The sequence below is a fragment of the Sphingomonas sp. 2378 genome (assembly GCF_038084995.1).
Lineage (GTDB): Bacteria > Pseudomonadota > Alphaproteobacteria > Sphingomonadales > Sphingomonadaceae > Sphingomonas.
Window position 1 is genome coordinate 17,461 of the sequence record NZ_JAXCMJ010000013.1, and the last position, 17,936, is coordinate 35,396.

The 17,936-nt window shown below is 67.0% G+C and carries 14 protein-coding genes; 11 read left to right on the plus strand and 3 right to left on the minus strand.

What is annotated here, in order from left to right:
* The first annotated feature begins 26 nt into the window (after positions 1-26).
* The 6 genes from tkt to SM191_RS08765 all read left to right on the plus strand — a co-directional run bounded on the left by tkt (position 27) and on the right by SM191_RS08765 (position 6,366).
* Entirely contained in the window at positions 27-2,114 is a 2,088-nt protein-coding gene (tkt, locus tag SM191_RS08740; RefSeq protein WP_341505847.1) for a transketolase, read from the plus strand.
* Positions 2,114-3,238 carry a transaldolase gene (tal, locus tag SM191_RS08745; RefSeq protein WP_341505849.1) on the plus strand — a complete coding sequence of 375 codons (1,125 nt, stop codon included), beginning with the start codon at positions 2,114-2,116 and terminating at the stop codon, positions 3,236-3,238. Before tkt ends, tal begins: the two co-directional genes overlap by 1 nt.
* A 77-nt stretch (positions 3,239-3,315) precedes the next feature.
* Positions 3,316-4,299 carry a phosphogluconate dehydrogenase (NAD(+)-dependent, decarboxylating) gene (gnd, locus tag SM191_RS08750; protein WP_341505850.1) on the plus strand — a complete coding sequence of 328 codons (984 nt, stop codon included), beginning with the start codon at positions 3,316-3,318 and terminating at the stop codon, positions 4,297-4,299.
* Positions 4,296-5,117 carry a Cof-type HAD-IIB family hydrolase gene (locus SM191_RS08755; protein ID WP_341505851.1) on the plus strand — a complete coding sequence of 274 codons (822 nt, stop codon included), beginning with the start codon at positions 4,296-4,298 and terminating at the stop codon, positions 5,115-5,117. The genes gnd and SM191_RS08755 overlap by 4 nt, the downstream gene beginning before the upstream one ends.
* Complete coding sequence (locus tag SM191_RS08760) at positions 5,114-5,860, plus strand: HAD-IIB family hydrolase (protein ID WP_341505852.1); 747 nt, start codon at positions 5,114-5,116, stop codon at positions 5,858-5,860. Before SM191_RS08755 ends, SM191_RS08760 begins: the two co-directional genes overlap by 4 nt.
* A 131-nt stretch (positions 5,861-5,991) precedes the next feature.
* Complete coding sequence (locus SM191_RS08765) at positions 5,992-6,366, plus strand: biliverdin-producing heme oxygenase (RefSeq protein ID WP_341505853.1); 375 nt, start codon at positions 5,992-5,994, stop codon at positions 6,364-6,366.
* 234 nt (positions 6,367-6,600) lie between these two features.
* On the opposite strand, the gene SM191_RS08770 is transcribed toward SM191_RS08765, so the two are convergent.
* Positions 6,601-8,757 carry a histidine kinase dimerization/phosphoacceptor domain -containing protein gene (locus SM191_RS08770; RefSeq protein WP_341505855.1) on the minus strand — a complete coding sequence of 719 codons (2,157 nt, stop codon included), beginning with the start codon at positions 8,755-8,757 and terminating at the stop codon, positions 6,601-6,603.
* Positions 8,758-8,942: 185 nt separating this feature from the next.
* Here SM191_RS08770 and SM191_RS08775 point away from each other — a divergent pair, with 185 nt between their 5' ends.
* Both SM191_RS08775 and SM191_RS08780 read left to right on the plus strand, forming a co-directional pair.
* Positions 8,943-10,109, plus strand: a complete 1,167-nt coding sequence (locus tag SM191_RS08775) for an acyl-CoA dehydrogenase family protein (RefSeq protein WP_341505856.1) — start codon at positions 8,943-8,945, stop codon at positions 10,107-10,109.
* 136 nt (positions 10,110-10,245) lie between these two features.
* Positions 10,246-11,844: a carboxyl transferase domain-containing protein gene (locus SM191_RS08780; RefSeq protein WP_341505857.1), complete on the plus strand. Its 1,599-nt coding sequence runs from the start codon at positions 10,246-10,248 to the stop codon at positions 11,842-11,844.
* A 77-nt stretch (positions 11,845-11,921) separates the two neighbouring features.
* Here SM191_RS08780 and SM191_RS08785 read toward each other — a convergent pair whose 3' ends face one another.
* Positions 11,922-12,278, minus strand: coding sequence for an endonuclease domain-containing protein (locus SM191_RS08785; RefSeq protein ID WP_445949834.1), 357 nt, complete (start codon positions 12,276-12,278; stop codon positions 11,922-11,924).
* Positions 12,279-12,410: 132 nt separating this feature from the next.
* Between SM191_RS08785 and SM191_RS08790 the strand changes: the two genes are divergently transcribed.
* Both SM191_RS08790 and SM191_RS08795 read left to right on the plus strand, forming a co-directional pair.
* Positions 12,411-14,264 carry an acetyl/propionyl/methylcrotonyl-CoA carboxylase subunit alpha gene (locus SM191_RS08790; protein ID WP_341505858.1) on the plus strand — a complete coding sequence of 618 codons (1,854 nt, stop codon included), beginning with the start codon at positions 12,411-12,413 and terminating at the stop codon, positions 14,262-14,264.
* Complete coding sequence (locus SM191_RS08795) at positions 14,261-14,710, plus strand: MaoC family dehydratase (protein WP_341505859.1); 450 nt, start codon at positions 14,261-14,263, stop codon at positions 14,708-14,710. The genes SM191_RS08790 and SM191_RS08795 overlap by 4 nt, the downstream gene beginning before the upstream one ends.
* Positions 14,711-14,802: 92 nt before the next feature.
* Here the strand turns inward: SM191_RS08795 and SM191_RS08800 are convergent, their stop codons facing one another.
* Complete coding sequence (locus tag SM191_RS08800; protein ID WP_341505861.1) at positions 14,803-16,866, minus strand: TonB-dependent receptor; 2,064 nt, start codon at positions 16,864-16,866, stop codon at positions 14,803-14,805.
* Between the two features lie 265 nt (positions 16,867-17,131).
* On the opposite strand from SM191_RS08800, the gene ccmC reads away from it, so the two are divergent.
* Positions 17,132-17,857, plus strand: a complete 726-nt coding sequence (gene ccmC, locus SM191_RS08805; protein ID WP_341505862.1) for a heme ABC transporter permease CcmC — start codon at positions 17,132-17,134, stop codon at positions 17,855-17,857.
* The last annotated feature ends 79 nt before the right edge of the window (positions 17,858-17,936 follow it).

Sequence of the window (17,936 nt, forward strand, 5' to 3'; positions counted from 1 at the left end):
ATAAGACAAGGATGAGGCCAGACTCCATGACCGATGCCACCACCCACGCCGTGGCCGATACCCATCTTCATGAAGACGGGTCGATCGAGCGACTGACCATCGACACCATCCGCACCCTGTCGATGGACGCGGTGCAGCAGGCCAATTCGGGCCATCCCGGCACGCCGATGGCGCTGGCTCCGGTCGGTCACACCGTCTGGTCGAAATTCCTGCGCTACGACCCCGCCCATGCCGACTGGCCCAATCGCGACCGCTTCGTGCTGTCGGTCGGCCATGCCTCGATGCTGCTCTACTCGCTGATCCACCTAGCGGGGATCGAGGAGATCGACGCGGACGGCAAAAAGTCCGGCAAGCCCGCGCTCAGCCTGGAAGACCTGAAGGGCTTCCGTCAGCTCAACTCCAAGACACCGGGCCACCCCGAATATCGTCACACCACCGGCGTCGAGACGACGACCGGCCCGCTGGGCGCGGGTTGCGGCAATTCGGTCGGCATGGCGATCGCCGAGCGCTGGCTGGCGGCGCATTTCAACCGCGAGGGTTTCCCGGTCTTCGACCATGACGTCTATGTCGTGTGCGGCGACGGCGACATGATGGAGGGCGTCGCGTCCGAGGCGGCCTCGACCGCCGGGCACCTCAAGCTGTCCAACCTGTGCTGGATCTACGACTCGAACCAGATTTCGATCGAGGGCGGCACGGACATCGCGTTCGACGAGGATGTGGGCAAGCGTTTCGAGGCCTATGGCTGGAACGTGTTGCATGTCGACGACGCGAACGACGTCGCCGCGCTGACCGCCGCGCTCGACACCTTCAAGGCGACCACCGACAAGCCGACCTTCATCGTCGTCAAGTCGGTCATCGGCTATGGCAGCCCCAAGGCGGGCAGCGAAAAGGCGCATGGCGAGCCGCTGGGCGAGGACGCGATCCGCGCGACGAAGAAGGCCTATGGCTGGCCCGAGGATGCCAAGTTCCTGGTCCCCGACGGCGTGCGCGAAGCGTTCCAGGGCGCGATCGAGGCACGCGGCAAGCCGCTGCGCGACGAATGGGTCGCGATGGTCGAGCGTTACCGCGCCGAATATCCCGACCTCGCCGCCGAACTCGACGCGATGCTGTCCGACACACTGCCCGAGGGCTGGGACAGCGAGATTCCGGTGTTCGAGGCGGATGCCAAGGGCATCGCCAGCCGCGATTCGGGCGGCAAGGTGCAGAACGCCATCGCCGCCAAGGTGCCGTGGCTGATCGGCGGTTCGGCCGACCTCGCGCCCTCGACCAAGACGCTGATCAAGGATGGCGGTTCGTTCCAGCCGGGCAGCTATGAGGGGCGCAACTTCCACTTCGGCGTGCGCGAGCATTCGATGGGCGCGATCGTCGACGGCATGGCGCTGTCGCATCTGCGTTCCTATGGCGCGACCTTCCTGGTCTTCTCTGACTATATGCGCGCGCCGATCCGCCTTGCCGCGATCATGGAGATCGGTGCGATCTTCGTCTTCACGCACGACTCGATCGGCGTGGGCGAGGACGGTCCGACCCACCAGCCGATCGAGCATCTGGCGACGCTGCGCGCGATCCCCGGCCTCGACACCATTCGCCCCGGCGATGCCAACGAAGTTGCCGAGGCGTGGCGTTGCGCCGCCGAGTCGGCCAGCCATCCGACCGCGCTGATCTTCTCACGTCAGGCGCTCCCGACGCTGGATCGCGGCAAATATGCGCCTGCTTCGGGCGTGAGGAAGGGCGGTTACGTCCTTGCGGATTGCGACGGCACACCCGACATCATCCTGATCGCAACGGGGTCGGAACTGTCGCTGGTGACGGACGCCTATGAGACGTTGAAGGCCGATGGCATCAAGGCGCGCGTCGTCTCGCTGCCGAGTTGGTATCGGTTCGAGTTGCAGGATGCGGCCTATAAGGAAAGCGTCCTGCCGCGCGCCGTCACCAGGCGTCTGGCGGTCGAGCAGGCCGGGTCGGTCGGCTGGGACCGCTATGTCGGGTTCGACGGTCGGACGATCACCATGTCGACCTTCGGCGCCTCGGCCCCGCTCGCCAAGTTGCAGGACAAGTACGGCTTCACCCATGACAATGTCGTGAAGGTGGCCCGCGAAATGCTGGAGACCAAGTGATGAGCAAGTTGCAGGAACTGGGCGCCAAGGGTTGCGCCCCCTGGCTCGATTTCGTCGATCGCAAGTTCCTCGAGGCGAAGGGGCTGGAAAAGCTGGTCGCCGAGGACGGGCTGACCGGCGTCACCTCCAACCCGTCGATCTTCGAAAAGGCGATGGGGCATGGCGACGCCTATGACGGCACGCTGGCCGCGTTCGACAAGGAAAATCCCGGCGCGGCGACCATCGACCGCTACGAGCATCTGGCGATCCAGGACATCAAGGCGGCGGCGGAAACGCTGGGGCCCGTCTATGACCGGCTCGACGCCAAGGACGGCTATGTCAGCCTGGAAGTGTCGCCCTATATCGCCGACGACACCGACGCGACCATCGCCGAGGCCGAAAAGCTGTGGCATGCGGTCGATCGCCCCAATCTGATGATCAAGATTCCGGGCACCGATGCGGGTGCTGCGGCGATCTCGGCGACCATCGCAAAGGGGATCAACGTCAACGTCACGCTGCTCTTCTCGCAAGCCGCCTATATCAAGGTGGCCGAGGCCTATGCGGCCGGGCTGGAAGAGCGGGTCAAGGCCGGGCAGCCGATCGACCGGATCGCCAGCGTCGCCAGCTTCTTCATCAGCCGCATCGACTCGGCGATCGACAAGAAGATCGACGAGCGGATCGCCGCCGGCGATGCCGAGGCGGATGCGCTGAAGGCGGTGCGCGGCAAGGTCGCCATCGCCAACGCCAAGCTGGCGTATCAGTGGTATCTGGACTTCCTGAAGTCCGACCGCTGGCAGGCGCTGGCCGCCAAGGGCGCGCAGCCGCAGCGTCTGCTCTGGGCCTCGACGGGGACCAAGGATCCGTCCTTCCCCGACACGCTCTATATCGACACGCTGATCGGGCCGGACACGGTCAACACCATGCCGCCCAAGACGATGGACGCCTTCCGCGACCATGGCACGGTGGCCGAGACGCTGACCGCCGATATCGACGAGGCCAAGCATGTGCTGGCCGAGGCCGAGCGGCTGGGCCTCGACCTGAACGGTGTGACCGACACGCTGGTGGCGGAGGGGGTCGCCTCCTTCGTCAAGGCGTTCGACGATCTGCTCGGCGCGATCGGGCAGAAGCAGCCCGCCACGGCCTGATCCGACAGGCCCCCTCCCCAGGCCGGGGAGGGGGCCTTTCCCTTTTTTACGACACCAAGAACATAATGGAGTTCCGCATGAAGATCGGTCTGGTCGGCCTTGGCCGCATGGGTGGCAACATCGCGCGCCGCCTGATGCTGGCTGGGCATCAGGTGGTGGCCTGGGATCGCAGCGACGAGGCGGTGCAGGCGCTCGCCAAGGACGGCGCGGAGGCGGCCACGGGGCTGGAGGACATGGCGGCCAAGCTGGCCGAGAAGGCGATCTGGTGGGTGATGCTGCCCGCCGGTGGCCCGACCGAGGACACGATCGCGGAAATCGCCAGGCTGGCCAAGGACGGTGACGTGGTCATCGACGGCGGCAACAGCTTCTACAAGGACGATATCCGCCGCGCCAAGACGCTGGCGGAACAGGGCATCCATTATGTCGATGTCGGCACCTCGGGCGGCGTCTGGGGCCTGGAGCGCGGCTATTGCATGATGATCGGCGGCGACAAGGAAACGGTCGACCATCTCGATCCGATCTTCGAGGCACTCGCCCCCGGCACGGGCGATATCGTCCGCACGCCGGGCCGCATCGCCGACAAGGTCGATCCGCGCGCCGAAAAGGGCTATATCCATGCCGGTCCCGCCGGTGCCGGTCATTTCGTCAAGATGATCCACAACGGCATCGAGTACGGCCTGATGCAGGCCTATGCCGAGGGCTTCGACATCCTGAAGTCGAAGAACAGCGACAAGCTGCCCGAGGACGAACGCTTCGACCTGAACCTGACCGACATTGCCGAGGTCTGGCGGCGCGGCAGCGTGATCTCGTCATGGCTGCTCGACCTGACCGCCATCGCGCTGGCCAAGGACGAGATGCTGGAGCAGTTCTCGGGCCATGTCGCGGACTCGGGCGAGGGCCAGTGGACGATCGACGCGGCGATGGAGGAGAAGGTTCCGGCCAATGTCCTGACCGCCTCGCTCTTCGCGCGCTATCGCAGCCGGGTCGAGCATACATACGGCGACAAGGTGCTGTCGGCGATGCGCTTCGGCTTTGGCGGCCACACCGAAATCCCGCAATGAGCCCGCCCATCCGGCTGGTCGTGTCGGATGTCGATGGCACGCTGGTCGATCCGGACAAGAAACTCCGCGCCGCCACCATCGCCGCCGTCAAGCGGCTGGAGGCGGCGGGTGTGGGCTTCACGATCATCAGCGCCCGGCCGCGATCGGGGCTGGGCTGGCTGGCCGAGGAACTGGCGATCGACGCGCCGATCGGGGCGTTCAACGGGGGCACCGTCTTCCGTCGTGACGGTTCGATCGACGTGCAATTCCGGGTGCCGGCCGAGGTCGTGAAGGACGTGCTGGCGATGGCGGCCGAGAACCCGGTCGCCATCTGGGTCTTCGCCGACGATCGCTGGTACGCCAGCAGCGCCGAGGGCACCCATGTCGAGCATGAGCGCAAGGCGTCGTCGCAGGAACCGGTCGTGACGCAGGATTTTGCCGCGTTGATCGACAAGGTCGACAAGATCACGCTGGTCAGCGACGACGCCGAATTGCTGCGTGGCCTGCATGACAAGGCGAATGAAGCGCATGGCAGGGCGGCGACCATAGCCCAGTCGCAGACCTATTATCTTGACGTGACCGCGCTGCAAGCGAACAAGGGCGATGGCGTGGCTATGCTGGCCAAGGCGTTCGGCGTGCCGCTGGAACAGGTCGCGGTGCTGGGCGACCAGGCCAACGACCTTCCCATGTTGGTACGCGCGGGCCTGCCGATCGTGATGGCGAATGCGCCGGACGCTGTTAGGGAACAGATATCGGTACACACCCGTTCCAACGCGGACGATGGCGTGGCCTATGCCATCAATACTATCATCATGCCCAGAATCGGAGTGCCTTCATGAAGCAACTGGTTGCGTTCGACCTCGACGGTACGCTGGCCGAAAGCAAACAGCCTCTGGGCGAACCGATGGGGGAGGCGTTGGCCGACCTGCTCGACGTCGCGCATGTCGCGGTGATCTCGGGCGGTGACTGGCCGCAGTTCGACAAGCAGGTGGCGAGCCGCCTGCCCGAACGCGCCGACCGCAGCAAGCTGTGGTTGATGCCGACCACCGGCACCAAGCTCTACACCTATCAGGACGGCCAATGGACCCCGGTCTATGCCGAACTGTTCGACGATGCGACCAAGGCCAAGATCCTGGAGGCGTTCGACGCCGCGCTGGAGGCGACCGGCTTCGTGCCGGAGCAGACCTGGGGCGAGCGGATCGAGGATCGCGGCAGCCAGATCACCTTCTCCGCGCTCGGCCAGCAGGCGCCGATCGACGCCAAGGAACATTGGGACCCCAAGTTCGAGAAGCGCAAGATCATACAGGCCGATCTCAAGCAGCGCCTGCCGGGCCTGTCGATCAACATGGGCGGTGCGACCTCGATCGACATCACCCGTGAGGGCGTCGACAAGGCGTACGGGCTCAAGAAGCTGCGCGACGCCAGCGGCATTCCCCTCGACGCGATGATGTTCATCGGCGACGCGATCTTTCCCGGCGGCAACGACTATCCCGCCAAGGAACTGGGCCTCGACACGGTCCGCGTGCGCGATCCGGAAGAGACGCTGGCGGTGATCGCGGGGATCGTCGCCTGCCTGAAATAAGCGACAGCGCATCGGCCATCCTGCGCGCGCGCACCGGTCCCGCGCATGAGGCGGTCGATGCCGCTTATGGCGCCTATCGGCTGGACGATCGGGAAAGCTACACGGCGTTCCTGATCGCCCATGCGCGTGCGTTGCCCGTGGTCGAGGACTGGTTGTCGGGGCGGCGGATCGGCTTTCCCTGGCGATCGCGGCGTGCGGCGCTGGCGGCGGACCTGAGCGCGCTGGGGTGGGATATGCCCGAACCCCTGACGCTCGATCTGTCGGATGACGATGCGGCGCGCTGGGGCGCGCTGTATGTGACGGAAGGATCGCGGCTGGGCGGGGTGATGCTCGCCCGGCGGGTGGGAGAGGGGCTGCCCAAGGCCTATCTCCAGTCCGGCTTCGGGCCGGGGGAATGGCGCGACTTCCGCCATGCGCTGGACGCGGCGGCGGGGGATGAGGCGTGGATCGACCGGGCGGTAAAGGCCGCAGAGGTTGTGTTCGCCCTTTACGGCAAAGCGGCGTAACCCCCACCCTCCGTTCGGCCTGAGCGAAGTCGAAGGCTATGGGATTCGCCTCACTTTTATTCCCCTCCACCCCGGCGAAGGCCGAGGTCCGGATGCGAAGCATTTTGACGCTCCGAAAGGATGCCAAAAACTGGACCCCGGCCTTCGCCGGGGTGGTACCTTTGGGGTAATTATGCCCTTGGCCTTCGACTTCGCTCAGGCTGAACGGAGGTTAGAGCCCCGAAGGCTTCCCCCTCAATCCGCGATCGGGGCGATCACGATGGCGCGGAGGCCCGGCTGGTTGTCGTCATATTCGATCGTACCCGACAGGCGCTGCATCATCGCGGCCATCATCCGGCTGCCGAAGCCGCGCCCGTCGTCGACCTCATCGTCGCCCTTGCCACGCCCCTCGTCCGCGACGATCAGGCGCAGGCGATTGCCATATTGCTCCAGCGTGATCGTTACCGGCCCCGCGGCGCCGTCATAGGCATATTTGGTGGCGTTGATGATCAACTCGGTCGTGACCAGCCCGAGGTTGATCGCCCGATCGGTCGGCATCAGGATCGGCGTCAGGTCCATGCGCATCATCGCCGACCAGTCGCGACCCATTGACTGGCGCATGTCGCCGACCAGATCCTCCAGATAACGGGCGAGATCGACCGTCTGGATCTGGTCGTCGCGGTAGAGGCGCCGATGGACCAGGGCGACGGCGGACAGCCGTGCCTGCGCCTCGTTCAACTGCTCGCGCACATGGGGATCGCCCGCCGCCTTGGCCTGGAGCGACAGGAAGGACGAGACGAGCTGGAGGCTGTTCTGGACCCGGTGGTCCACCTCCTTCATCAGCACGTCCTTCTGCTGGAGCAGCGCTTCCTTGTCGTCCAGCGTCCGCTGCAACGCGCTGTTCAGCCCGCGCAGCCGGTGGTTCTGCGACGCTTCATGCAGGGCCCGGCGGAGGCGATGGGCGGACTCCACTTCCTCCATCGTCCAGCGACGCGAACGCCCGCGCACCGTCTCGCGCCAGCTGTCGAACGAGGCGCGCGGGGTCAGGGTGGCATCGGGGTTCGCGGCGACCGACTTGTGCGGATTGCCCGCCCATTCGACCTCCTCGACCTGCTCGGCACGGAACCACAACAGCGTGATCCCGCCATCGACCAGCGGCAGGGCCAGCACGCCGCTGGCGGTGGCGGCCAGCGGTGCGGTCTCGGGCATCGCGTCGGCAAGTTGATGGGTGACGAACAACTCGCCGGCGGTACGCGCGGTCACCGTCTGCGCGATGTCGAGCGAGGCGAGGGCGGGCGGGCAGATGCCATGGTCATGCACCTTGCCGCCATGGATGATGGCAAAGCCGGTCCCGCCCAGCATGGTCATCAGGTCCGGCATCAGGCGGCGAATGACGGGGACGATATCGCCCGGCCCGACGACGCGCGGCAATATGCCGTCCTCCGCCGCGCGCAGGCGAAGCCGCTCGCGATAGAGTTCGGCCTCCTCGCGCGCCCGGATCTGACGCGCCAGGCCGCCCGCCAGCGCGGCGGCGGCGGCGCGCAGTTCGGCGGACAGGCGGCGCGGGCTGTGATGGTGGCAGGCGACCATGCCCCACAACACCCCGTCCTTGACGATCGAGATCGACGCGGAGGCGACCACGCCCATATTCGCCAGATAGCGCAGATGGATGGGCGACACGCTGCGCAATGCGACGTCGCTGAGGTCCAGCGTCTCGAACCCGGCGGGGCGGAGCGGCGCGGGGACATAGCCGATATCGGGAATGCAGCGCGTCCTGTTGCGGACGTACAGCGCGCGGGCCTGCTTCGGAATGTCCGATGCGGGGAAGTGATGGTGGAGGAAGGATTGCAATTCCGGCGCGCGCGCCTCGGCCACGACGCGGCCCGCATCCTCGTCCAGAAAGCGATAGACCATCACCCGGTCGAAGCCGGTCAGCAGGCGAAAGGTGGTCGCCGCCCGGTCGAACAGCATCGCCAGGTCGCCAGTCCGCTCGAAGCTCGTCGCCGCCGCGTCCAGCCAGGCGAGCGGGCTGCCCCGGCCCCAGGGAGCATCGGCGATGCTGGGTTCCAGCTCGATCAGCACCCGTTCGCCCGCGACGCGGTGCGCGGTGACCGAAAAGGCTTCGTTCGACCCGTCGACGGGGACGGCGGCGACCGCCGAGCCCGGCCCGATCGGCATGGCCGCGACCATCTTCGCTACCTCCTGTCCGAGCAGTTCGGACAAGGGGCGATCCAGCCATTCGGAGGCCAGCCGGTCCTCGATATTCCCTGCGCCCGCGACGATCCGCTGCGTCGCGGCATCGGCGACCAGCAGCAGGCCATGTGGCTGTATCGCCCCGGGAATATGGATGGGTTCCCGGTCGCAGGCGGTAATATCTTGCCCTGGATCGGTGGCGACGGGACGGGTGGCCATCAGGTGATCAAATCCTCTCGTTCCTGCCACATGAAGAGTTTCGCGACCAGTTGCAAATGTTTGGATCGGCCTTTCGATCCGCCCCGGCATCGGGCGATGCAACCGAGGCTGGAACGAAGATTGCGCGTTTGGGTAATATCCGTTTAAAGCGGGGTAACGGACTCAAAGAGCCGCTTGGAGAGGACATGATCGAGGATTTCGACTTCGCGCTGGGCGAAAGCGCGGACATGATCCGTGAGGCGACACGCCGCTTCGCGACCGACCGGATCGCACCGCTCGCCGCGCGGATGGACGCGGAAGACTGGTTTCCCCGCGACATCTGGCCCGAAATGGGTGCGCTGGGCCTGCATGGCATCACGGTGGACGAGGCGGATGGCGGGCTGGGTCTCGGCTATCTGGAGCATGTCGTCGCGATCGAGGAGGTGTCGCGCGCCTCCGCCTCGCTGGGGCTCTCCTATGGCGCGCACTCCAATCTGTGCATCAACCAGATCAGCCGCTGGGCCAATGCGGAGCAGAAGGCGAAATATCTCCCCGGCCTGATTTCGGGCGAGCATGTCGGCAGCCTCGCCATGTCGGAGGTGTCGGCGGGGTCCGACGTCGTGTCGATGAAGCTGCGCGCGGTGAAGGCCGAGGGCGGCTGGGTGCTGAACGGCACGAAGTTCTGGATCACCAATGCGCCCTATGCCGACACGCTGGTCGTCTATGCCAAGACGGGCGAGGGGAGCCGGGGGATCACCGCCTTCCTGATCGAGAAGGACATGGCCGGTTTTGCGATCGGCCAAAAGATCGACAAGATGGGGATGCGCGGCAGCCCGACCGCCGAGCTGGTCTTCAACGACTGTTTCGTCTCGGACGCGCAGGTGATGGGGCCGGTGAACGGCGGCGTCGGCGTGCTGATGAGCGGGCTGGATTATGAGCGCGCGGTGCTGGCGGGAATTCAACTCGGCATCATGCAGGCGTGCCTCGACGTGGTCGTGCCTTACGTCCGCGAGCGGCGGCAGTTCGGCCGGGCGATCGGCGAGTTCCAGCTGATCCAGGCCAAGATCGCCGACATGTATGTCGCGCTCAATTCGGCGCGGGCCTATGTCTATGCGGTGGCGCGCAGTTGCGATGCGGGGCGGACCACCCGGTTCGACGCGGCGGGCGCGATCCTGCTCGCCAGCGAGAATGCGGTGAAGGTGGCGATGGAGGCGATCCAGGCGCTGGGCGGGGCGGGCTATACCAAGGACTGGCCGGTCGAACGCTTCGCGCGCGATGCCAAGCTGCTCGATATCGGCGCGGGAACGAACGAGATCCGCCGGATGCTGATCGGGCGCGAGTTGATCGGCAAGTTCGAAAAGGTGGCGCAATGACGACCGCTTCAATCCTCCCCAAGCTGTACTTGGGGAGGGGAACCATCGCGTCAGCGATGGTGGAGGGGCAAGCCCCTCGCCCCTCCATCACCGCTTCGCGGCGGTCCCCCTCCCCATCAGAGATGGGGAGGAATTGATGGGGGCGGCGATTTGCAGCCGGGTGTCGCGCGACGATCCGGGCTTTCGCGCCAATGCCGGGCATAACCGCGCGCTCGCCGAGCGCCTGCGTGCCGATGTGGCGCGGGCGGGCCTTGGCGGCAGCGAATCCTCCCGCGAACGTCACGTCGCACGCGGAAAACTCCTCCCCCGCGACCGGGTGGAGCAGTTGCTCGACGCCGGTTCCCCCTTCCTTGAAATCGGCCAGCTTGCCGCCAACGGCCTGTATGACGATGCCGTCCCCGGCGCGGGGATGATCGCAGGTATCGGTCGCGTCCATGGCCGCCAGGTGATGATCGTCGCCAACGACGCGACGGTGAAGGGCGGCACTTACTACCCGCTGACCGTCAAGAAGCATCTCCGGGCGCAGGAGATCGCCCTCGAGAACCGGCTGCCCTGCATCTATCTGGTCGATAGCGGCGGCGCGAACCTGCCACACCAGGCGGAGGTCTTTCCCGACCGCGATCATTTCGGCCGCATCTTCTTCAACCAGGCGCAGATGTCGGCGGCGGGCATTCCGCAGATCGCCTGCGTCATGGGAAGCTGCACGGCGGGCGGCGCTTATGTCCCGGCCATGTCGGACGAAACGGTGATCGTGCGCGGGCAGGGGACGATCTTCCTGGCGGGGCCCCCGCTGGTGAAGGCGGCGACGGGCGAGGTCATCTCCGCCGAGGAACTGGGCGGTGCGGACACCCATGGCCGCAAGTCGGGCGTGGTGGATCATGTCGCGCAAGATGACGACCATGCGCTGTCGATCGTCCGAGACATCGTCGAGACGCTGCCGCCTCAGGTCCTGCCCGACGTCAACCTCGCGGAGCCGGACGAACCGCTCTATTCGGCGGAGGAACTATACGGCCTGATCCCGCAGGATGTCCGCGCGCCCTATGACGTGCATGAGGTGATCGCGCGGCTGGTCGATGGCTCGCGCTTCCACGAATTCAAGGCGTTGTACGGTGCGTCGCTGGTCTGCGGCTTCGCGCATATCCATGGCAAGCCCGTCGCGATCCTCGCCAATAACGGTGTGCTGTTCTCGGAGAGCGCGCAGAAGGGCGCGCACTTCATCGAACTGGCGTGCCAGCGGCGTATCCCCCTACTGTTCCTCCAGAACATCTCCGGCTTCATGGTCGGCGGGCGGTACGAGGCGGAGGGGATCGCCAAGCATGGCGCCAAGCTGGTGACGGCGGTGGCGACGGCGCAGGTGCCCAAGATCACGGTGCTGATCGGTGGCAGCTTCGGCGCGGGCAATTACGGCATGTGCGGGCGCGCCTATTCGCCCCGCTTCCTGTTCACCTGGCCCAATGCGCGGATCAGCGTGATGGGCGGCGAGCAGGCCGCGAGCGTGCTCGCGACCGTCCACCGCGATGCGGAGAACTGGACGCCGGAGGAGGCGGAGGCGTTCAAGGCCCCGATCCGCCAGCGTTACGAGGACGAGGGCAATCCCTGGTACGCCACCGCGCGACTGTGGGACGATGGCATCGTCGATCCGGCGCAGACGCGGGATGTCCTCGGGCTGGCGCTGGATGCGTGTTTGAATGCTCCGATCGCGGAGGCGCCCCGGTTCGGGGTGTTCCGGATGTGATCGGGGAATGCCCCTCCACCACCGCTTCGCGGCGGTCCCCCTCCCCATCGAAGATGGGGAGGAATGAAGAAGGCCGCTTATTCCTCCCCAAGCTGTGCTTGGGGAGGGGGACCGTCCGCAGGAAGATGGAGGGGCAAGCGGTCGCGAGCCTGCGCGACGATGTAACGCACGACGCTATCCAGATCGCGAAGCACATCCCCAGCGGGTATGCGCAAAACCGCCACCCCATGCTCGCCCAAAAATGCATCGCGCCGAGTATCCCGCTCCGGTCGATTACCACGCCCGTGGACCTCGCCATCCACTTCGACCGCCAGCCTCGCCGCCGGGCAGTGGAAGTCCAGCACATAGGCCCACGCCGGATGCTGCCTGCGAAACCGCAACCCTTCGGGCCGCTCGCGGAGGACGCGCCACAGCACGACCTCGGGCAGCGTCAAATCACGCCTGAGAGCACGCGCTTTCCGAACCGTCCGGCCCGGCTTCGTCGGTATTCCCATCGCCCCTCCACCATGGCTATCGCCATGGTCCCCCTCCCCAAGCACAGCTTGGGGAGGAATGAGGATTAAAGCATGTTCCAATCCCTCCTCATCGCCAATCGTGGCGAGATCGCCTGCCGCATTATCCGCACCGCGCGGGAGATGGGGTTGCGCACCGTCGCGGTCTATTCGGAAGCCGATGCGGACGCACTGCACGTCCGCTTGGCCGATGAAGCCATCCTGATCGGCCCGGCTCCGGCGCGGGAAAGCTATCTCGATGCCGCCCGAATCCTCGCCGCGGCGAAGGACAGCGGGGCGGAGGCGATCCATCCCGGCTATGGCTTCCTCTCTGAAAATGCCGGGTTCGCCGAGGCGGTGATCGCCGCCGGGCTGGTCTGGGTCGGGCCGAACCCCGACAGCATCCGCGCCATGGGCCTGAAGGACGCCGCCAAGGCGCGGATGATCGCCGCCGGAGTCCCGGTCACCCCCGGCTATCTGGGCGAGGACCAGTCCCCCGACCGCCTCGCCGCCGAGGCGGATGCGGTCGGCTATCCCGTCCTGATCAAGGCGGTCGCCGGGGGCGGCGGCAAGGGGATGCGCCGCGTCGACGACCCCGCCGCTTTCGCCGAGGCTCTGGCCTCCTGCCGTCGCGAGGCGGCGGCTTCGTTCGGCGACGACCGGGTGCTGATCGAGAAATACATCCTCTCGCCCCGCCATATCGAGGTGCAGGTGTTCGGCGACCGCCATGGCCGGGTCGTGCATCTGTTCGAGCGCGATTGCTCGCTGCAACGCCGCCACCAGAAGGTGATCGAGGAAGCGCCCGCGCCCGGCATGGACGAGGCGACCCGCGAAGCCGTGTGCGGTGCCGCAGTCCGTGCCGCACAGGCCGTGGACTATGTCGGCGCAGGGACCATCGAGTTCATCGCCGACGCCTCCGAGGGGCTTCGCGCCGACCGGGTGTGGTTCATGGAGATGAACACGCGGCTCCAGGTCGAGCATCCCGTCACGGAGGCGATCACCGGTGTCGATCTGGTCGAGTGGCAACTCCGCGTCGCGGCGGGCGAGCCCTTGCCGATGGCGCAGGAACAGCTCGCGATCCACGGCCACGCCATCGAGGCGCGGCTTTATGCCGAAGACCCGGCCAGGGGCTTCCTTCCCGCGATCGGCACGCTGGAGGTGTTCGACTTAGGGAACGACCCCGCGATCCGTATCGACACGGGAGTCGAGGAAGGCGCGGAGATCACCCCCTGGTACGACCCGATGATCGCCAAGGTCATCGTGCACGGGCAAAGCCGGGACGACGCCCGCGAAATGCTGGCCGATACGCTGGACGAGGCGGTGATCTGGCCGGTCCGCACCAATGCCGGGTTCCTCGTGCAGGCGCTCGACCATCCCGACTTCGCCAGCGGCCGCGTCGATACCGGCCTGATCGCGCGCGAGGGCGAGTCGCTGATGCCACCGACCGAGCCCTCCGAAGAGGCGCTGGCCGAGGCGGCGGCGGCGCTGATCGGGCAGGACGACCTCATCGGCTTCCGCCTCAACGCCGCGCCCCGGCGGACCTCGCGCTTTCTGCTCGACGGCCAGCCGATCACGGTCGATTACAGCGAGGCGGGAGAGGTGCCCCCTTCGCCTTCCGACCAACTGCTGATCTCCGAGGGCGGGCAAAGCTGGTCCTTCACCCGCTGGCGCGCGGATGGCCTCGCGGCGGGCGGGGCGGGGGACGGCGCGATCCTGTCGCCCATGCCCGGCCGGATCATCGCGGTGGCGGTCAGCGAGGGACAGACGGTCAGCGCGGGCCAGCCGCTCGTCACGCTGGAGGCGATGAAGATGGAGCATGTCCTGACCGCGCCGTTCGACGGCACCGTCACCGACCTGATGGCGCAAGCCGGCGGACAGGTGGCGGAGGGTATTGCGCTGGTCCGCATCGTCGCGGAGGATGCGGCATGAGCGGGCGCGTCTTCGAGGACTGGACGATCGGCGACCGGATCGACCATCCCATCCGTCGCACCGTGACCGAGACGGACAATCTGCTCTTCTCCACCATGACCCATAATCCGCAACCGCTGCACATCGATGCCGAGGCGGCGAAGGCCAGCGAGTTCGGACGGATCCTGGTCAACGGCACCTTCACCTTCTCGTTGATGGTCGGGCTATCGGTGGGGGAGACGACGCTGGGGACGCTGGTCGCGAATCTGGGCTATGACGAACTGGTCATGCCCGCGCCGGTGTTCCTGGGCGACACGCTGCGCGCGACGAGCGAGGTGACGGCCCTGCGCGAGAGCAAGTCGCGGCCGGGGGCCGGGCTGGTGACGTTCCGGCATGAGGCGTTGAACCAGCGGGACGAGGTGGTGTGCCGGTGTCTGCGCACGGCGTTGGTGAAGCGGCGGGCCTGACGGGGCGTGGCCTTCGACTTCGCTCAGGCTGAACGGAGCGGGGTACTGAACCCCGTTCGCACTGAGCGAAGTCGAAGTGCACGCCCCTTTGCTCACAACCGCGTCCGCACCCCGATCCACAACGTCCGGGGCGTCGCCCGCTCGATCAGCCCCGCGCCGCTATAGGTCGCCTCGACCCGCGCATCGGCCAGATTCTCCGCCCGCGCCTCGATCGACCAGCCGCGAACGACCGGCATCGCCGCATAGGCGTCCAGCGTCGTGGCGGGGGCGAGGGTACGGCTATTCTGGTCATCCTCGAACTGGCGACCGATATGCCGCACGGTCCCGCTCAGAGCCGCTCCGCGATGTTCGACCGCCAGCGTCGCCGATAGCTGGTCGCGCGGTGTCTGCGCCGGTCTCAGGCCATCGAGCGGTGCGGCAATGCCGGACGCCTCGACCCGCGCGCTGACATGCGACCAGGAGGCGCGCGCGCTGACCGGTCCGCTGCTGGCAATCGCCTCCAGCTCGAACCCCTGCGAGCGGATCGCGTCGAGATTCTGCCGCATCCGATACACACCGTTCGCCGCGACGAAGCCGACGCCGGGAAATGTTCCCGGTCCGCGCCCCATCGTCACATTGGCGATCGCATCGGTCAGCCGGTTAAGGAAATACGTCCCCGACAGGCGCAAGCCCCTTGCCGGGGTCAGGTCGAAGCCGCCTTCCACCCCCTCGACATGTTCGGGGTTCAGCGCGGCATTGGCGGCGGTCGCATCGGCTCCCGCGCGGAACGGCCGGTACAATTCGTTGAGCGTCGGCAGCCGCCACCCGCGATAGGCGGCGGTGCGCAGGGTCAATGGCTCGACAGGTCGCATCGCGAGGCCGAGCCGCCCGGTGAACTCCTGTCCCGAGCGATCCGCAAAATCGGTGTCGGTCAGCACCGCGCCGGTCGCCAGTATATTTTCGTCCAGCTTTCCGCCCCGGATGCGCCAGTCGTCCACCCGCGCGGCGGCGGTGACGGTCAGGACACCTGTTTCGACGCTGCCATCGGCGAACAGCCCCATGGTCCGCGTCGCGCCGCCCGCCTCGCGCCGCCTCGTGGGGAGCCCGGCGACATAGGTGTAGAGTTCCTGCGTCCGGCCGCTGGTGTCGCGGATATCGCCACCCAGCCGCAGCGTGACCGCATCGCCCAGCGGCGGCGACACCTCCACTCGTGCGCCGAGCCCGGTCGCGGGGACATTATACTGGTCGAGCGTCAGTGTCGCCGCCGTCCGCGCGGCGTTCACGCTGGCGTAGCGTGAGGCGAATTGGCGTGTCTGGACATAGCCCAGCGCCGACCAGCCCCATGCCCCGCGCCCGACCAGCCTGATGCTGGCATCCGCGCCGTCCGAGCGATTGTCGGTGAAGTCGGTCCCCCGATCGCGCGCGTCGTGAAAGGCGGCGAGGGTCATCTGCAACTCGGTCGAAGGCGCGATGCCGATGACGCCGCGCGCCGCGCCGGAATATTGCTCGTAAGGGGCGGGGCGGTCGGCGGGCCCGCCTTGTCCCTCGACGATGGGGGTGAAGCCGTCGCCGCGCGCATAGGCGCCAGACAGGGTCAGGAACCCGCCCTCGCGCGCCAGCGAGGTCGAACCTTGCGCATCGACCGAATCACGGCTGCCATAGGATAGCGCCAGGTCGAGGGGGGAGAGTTGGTCGGGGGTCGCACTGTCCATCTCGATCGTGCCCGCCAGCGCGCCGGGACCCCAAAACCCCGATCCGCCGCCGCGCGTCACCCGGATGCGCCCCAGCCGCCCCGTGGCATAGGCCGGGAAGACCACCCAGCCGCCGAACGGATCGGCCTGCGGCACGCCGTCGAGCACCAGCAGCGCCCGGCTCGACGCATTGCCGCCAAGGCCACGCAGGGTGATCCCCTGCGAGGTCGGATGCGCCGAGCGGCTGTCCGAACGGCGGAACTGCTGAAGGCCGGCGACATCGGCGAGGACGTTCTCCAGCCTTTGCGAGGCGTTCTGCATGATCCGGTCGCGGTCGATCGTCACCACGTCCAGCGCGCGGTCGCCGGGCTGGTCGGCCAGGCCGCGGCCCGTGACGATGATGGTTTCGGGTTCTGTGGTTTGGGCAGAGACGGGGGCGGGGGTCAGCATGAGGGCGAGGAAGGGCAGGCGGTGGAAGGCTGGCATGATGATGTAATGGTCCCTTTGCGCCTTGCGCCTCCTGCTAGGAGTGTCGCGAGGATAAGACGAATCAGGATGTTATCGGGTTCAACGCTTAATGAGTTTCACGCCCCTCCCGTAAACGGGAGGGGATGGGGGAGGGTAGGCCACAAGCGACGGTCTCCGTGAGACCCCATGCCCTCCCCAAACCCCTCCCGCCTGCGGGAGGGGCATAATAAGGAGGGAGAAGGCGGATGACGCGGTCGAAAAACGGCCTTACAGTCCTGTCATCGTGGCCACCCTGCACACCCTTGCGAACCCCGCGCGTTTCCTGAAGATCGCTCGTCCGTTGACCGGGATTTTCCTGGGGACGGGCGTCGTGCTGATCGCCGTCGCGGTCTGGGCGGGTCTGACGCAGACGCCCCCCGATTATCTTCAGGGGGAGACGGTACGCATCCTCTACATCCATGTACCCGCCGCCTGGCTGGGCATGGGCGGGTGGAGCGGGATCGCCATCGCCAGCCTGTCGCTGATCGTCTGGCGGCATCCGCTGGCGCAGGTCGCGGGCCGCGCCATCGCCTGGCCGGGGGCGGTGTTCGCCGCGCTGTGCCTCGCCACCGGGTCGATCTGGGGGAGGCCAACCTGGGGGACGTGGTGGCAATGGGACGGGCGGCTGACCTCGATGCTGCTCCTTCTGTTCGTCTATCTGGGCTATATCGCGCTCGCCCGCGCCGATGCGGATCGGGGAGGGGACGGGCGGATTCCGGCTCTGTACGGGCTGGCGGGCACCGCTTTGTTGCCGGTGATCCGTTACTCGGTCGTGTGGTGGAACACGCTGCACCAGGGCCAGTCGATCGGGCTGACGGGTTCCAGCATCGACAAGTCGCTGCTCTGGCCGCTGCCCATCGCGCTGGCCGGTTTCACCTTCCTGTTCGCCGCCATCGTGCTGATGCGGATGCGCACCCTGCTCGCCAAGGCCAAGGCCGAGGCGCGGATGCGGCGGATGGCGCGGGCATGAACCAGATGGCGTTCGTGGCGGCTGCCTATGCGGTCATGCTGGGCGGCGCAGGCGCGCTCACCCTGATCAGCTATCTGGC

Coding starts and splice junctions, on each gene's coding strand:
- SM191_RS08795 (WP_341505859.1), top strand. CDS start 14,261: ATGAGCGGGCGCGTCTTCGAGGACTGGACGATCGGCGACCGGATCGAC.
- SM191_RS08790 (WP_341505858.1), top strand. CDS start 12,411: ATGTTCCAATCCCTCCTCATCGCCAATCGTGGCGAGATCGCCTGCCGC.
- SM191_RS08800 (WP_341505861.1), bottom strand. CDS start 16,866: ATGCCAGCCTTCCACCGCCTGCCCTTCCTCGCCCTCATGCTGACCCCC.
- tal (WP_341505849.1), top strand. CDS start 2,114: ATGAGCAAGTTGCAGGAACTGGGCGCCAAGGGTTGCGCCCCCTGGCTC.
- SM191_RS08780 (WP_341505857.1), top strand. CDS start 10,246: ATGGGGGCGGCGATTTGCAGCCGGGTGTCGCGCGACGATCCGGGCTTT.
- gnd (WP_341505850.1), top strand. CDS start 3,316: ATGAAGATCGGTCTGGTCGGCCTTGGCCGCATGGGTGGCAACATCGCG.
- tkt (WP_341505847.1), top strand. CDS start 27: ATGACCGATGCCACCACCCACGCCGTGGCCGATACCCATCTTCATGAA.
- SM191_RS08755 (WP_341505851.1), top strand. CDS start 4,296: ATGAGCCCGCCCATCCGGCTGGTCGTGTCGGATGTCGATGGCACGCTG.
- SM191_RS08775 (WP_341505856.1), top strand. CDS start 8,943: ATGATCGAGGATTTCGACTTCGCGCTGGGCGAAAGCGCGGACATGATC.
- SM191_RS08770 (WP_341505855.1), bottom strand. CDS start 8,757: ATGGCCACCCGTCCCGTCGCCACCGATCCAGGGCAAGATATTACCGCC.
- SM191_RS08760 (WP_341505852.1), top strand. CDS start 5,114: ATGAAGCAACTGGTTGCGTTCGACCTCGACGGTACGCTGGCCGAAAGC.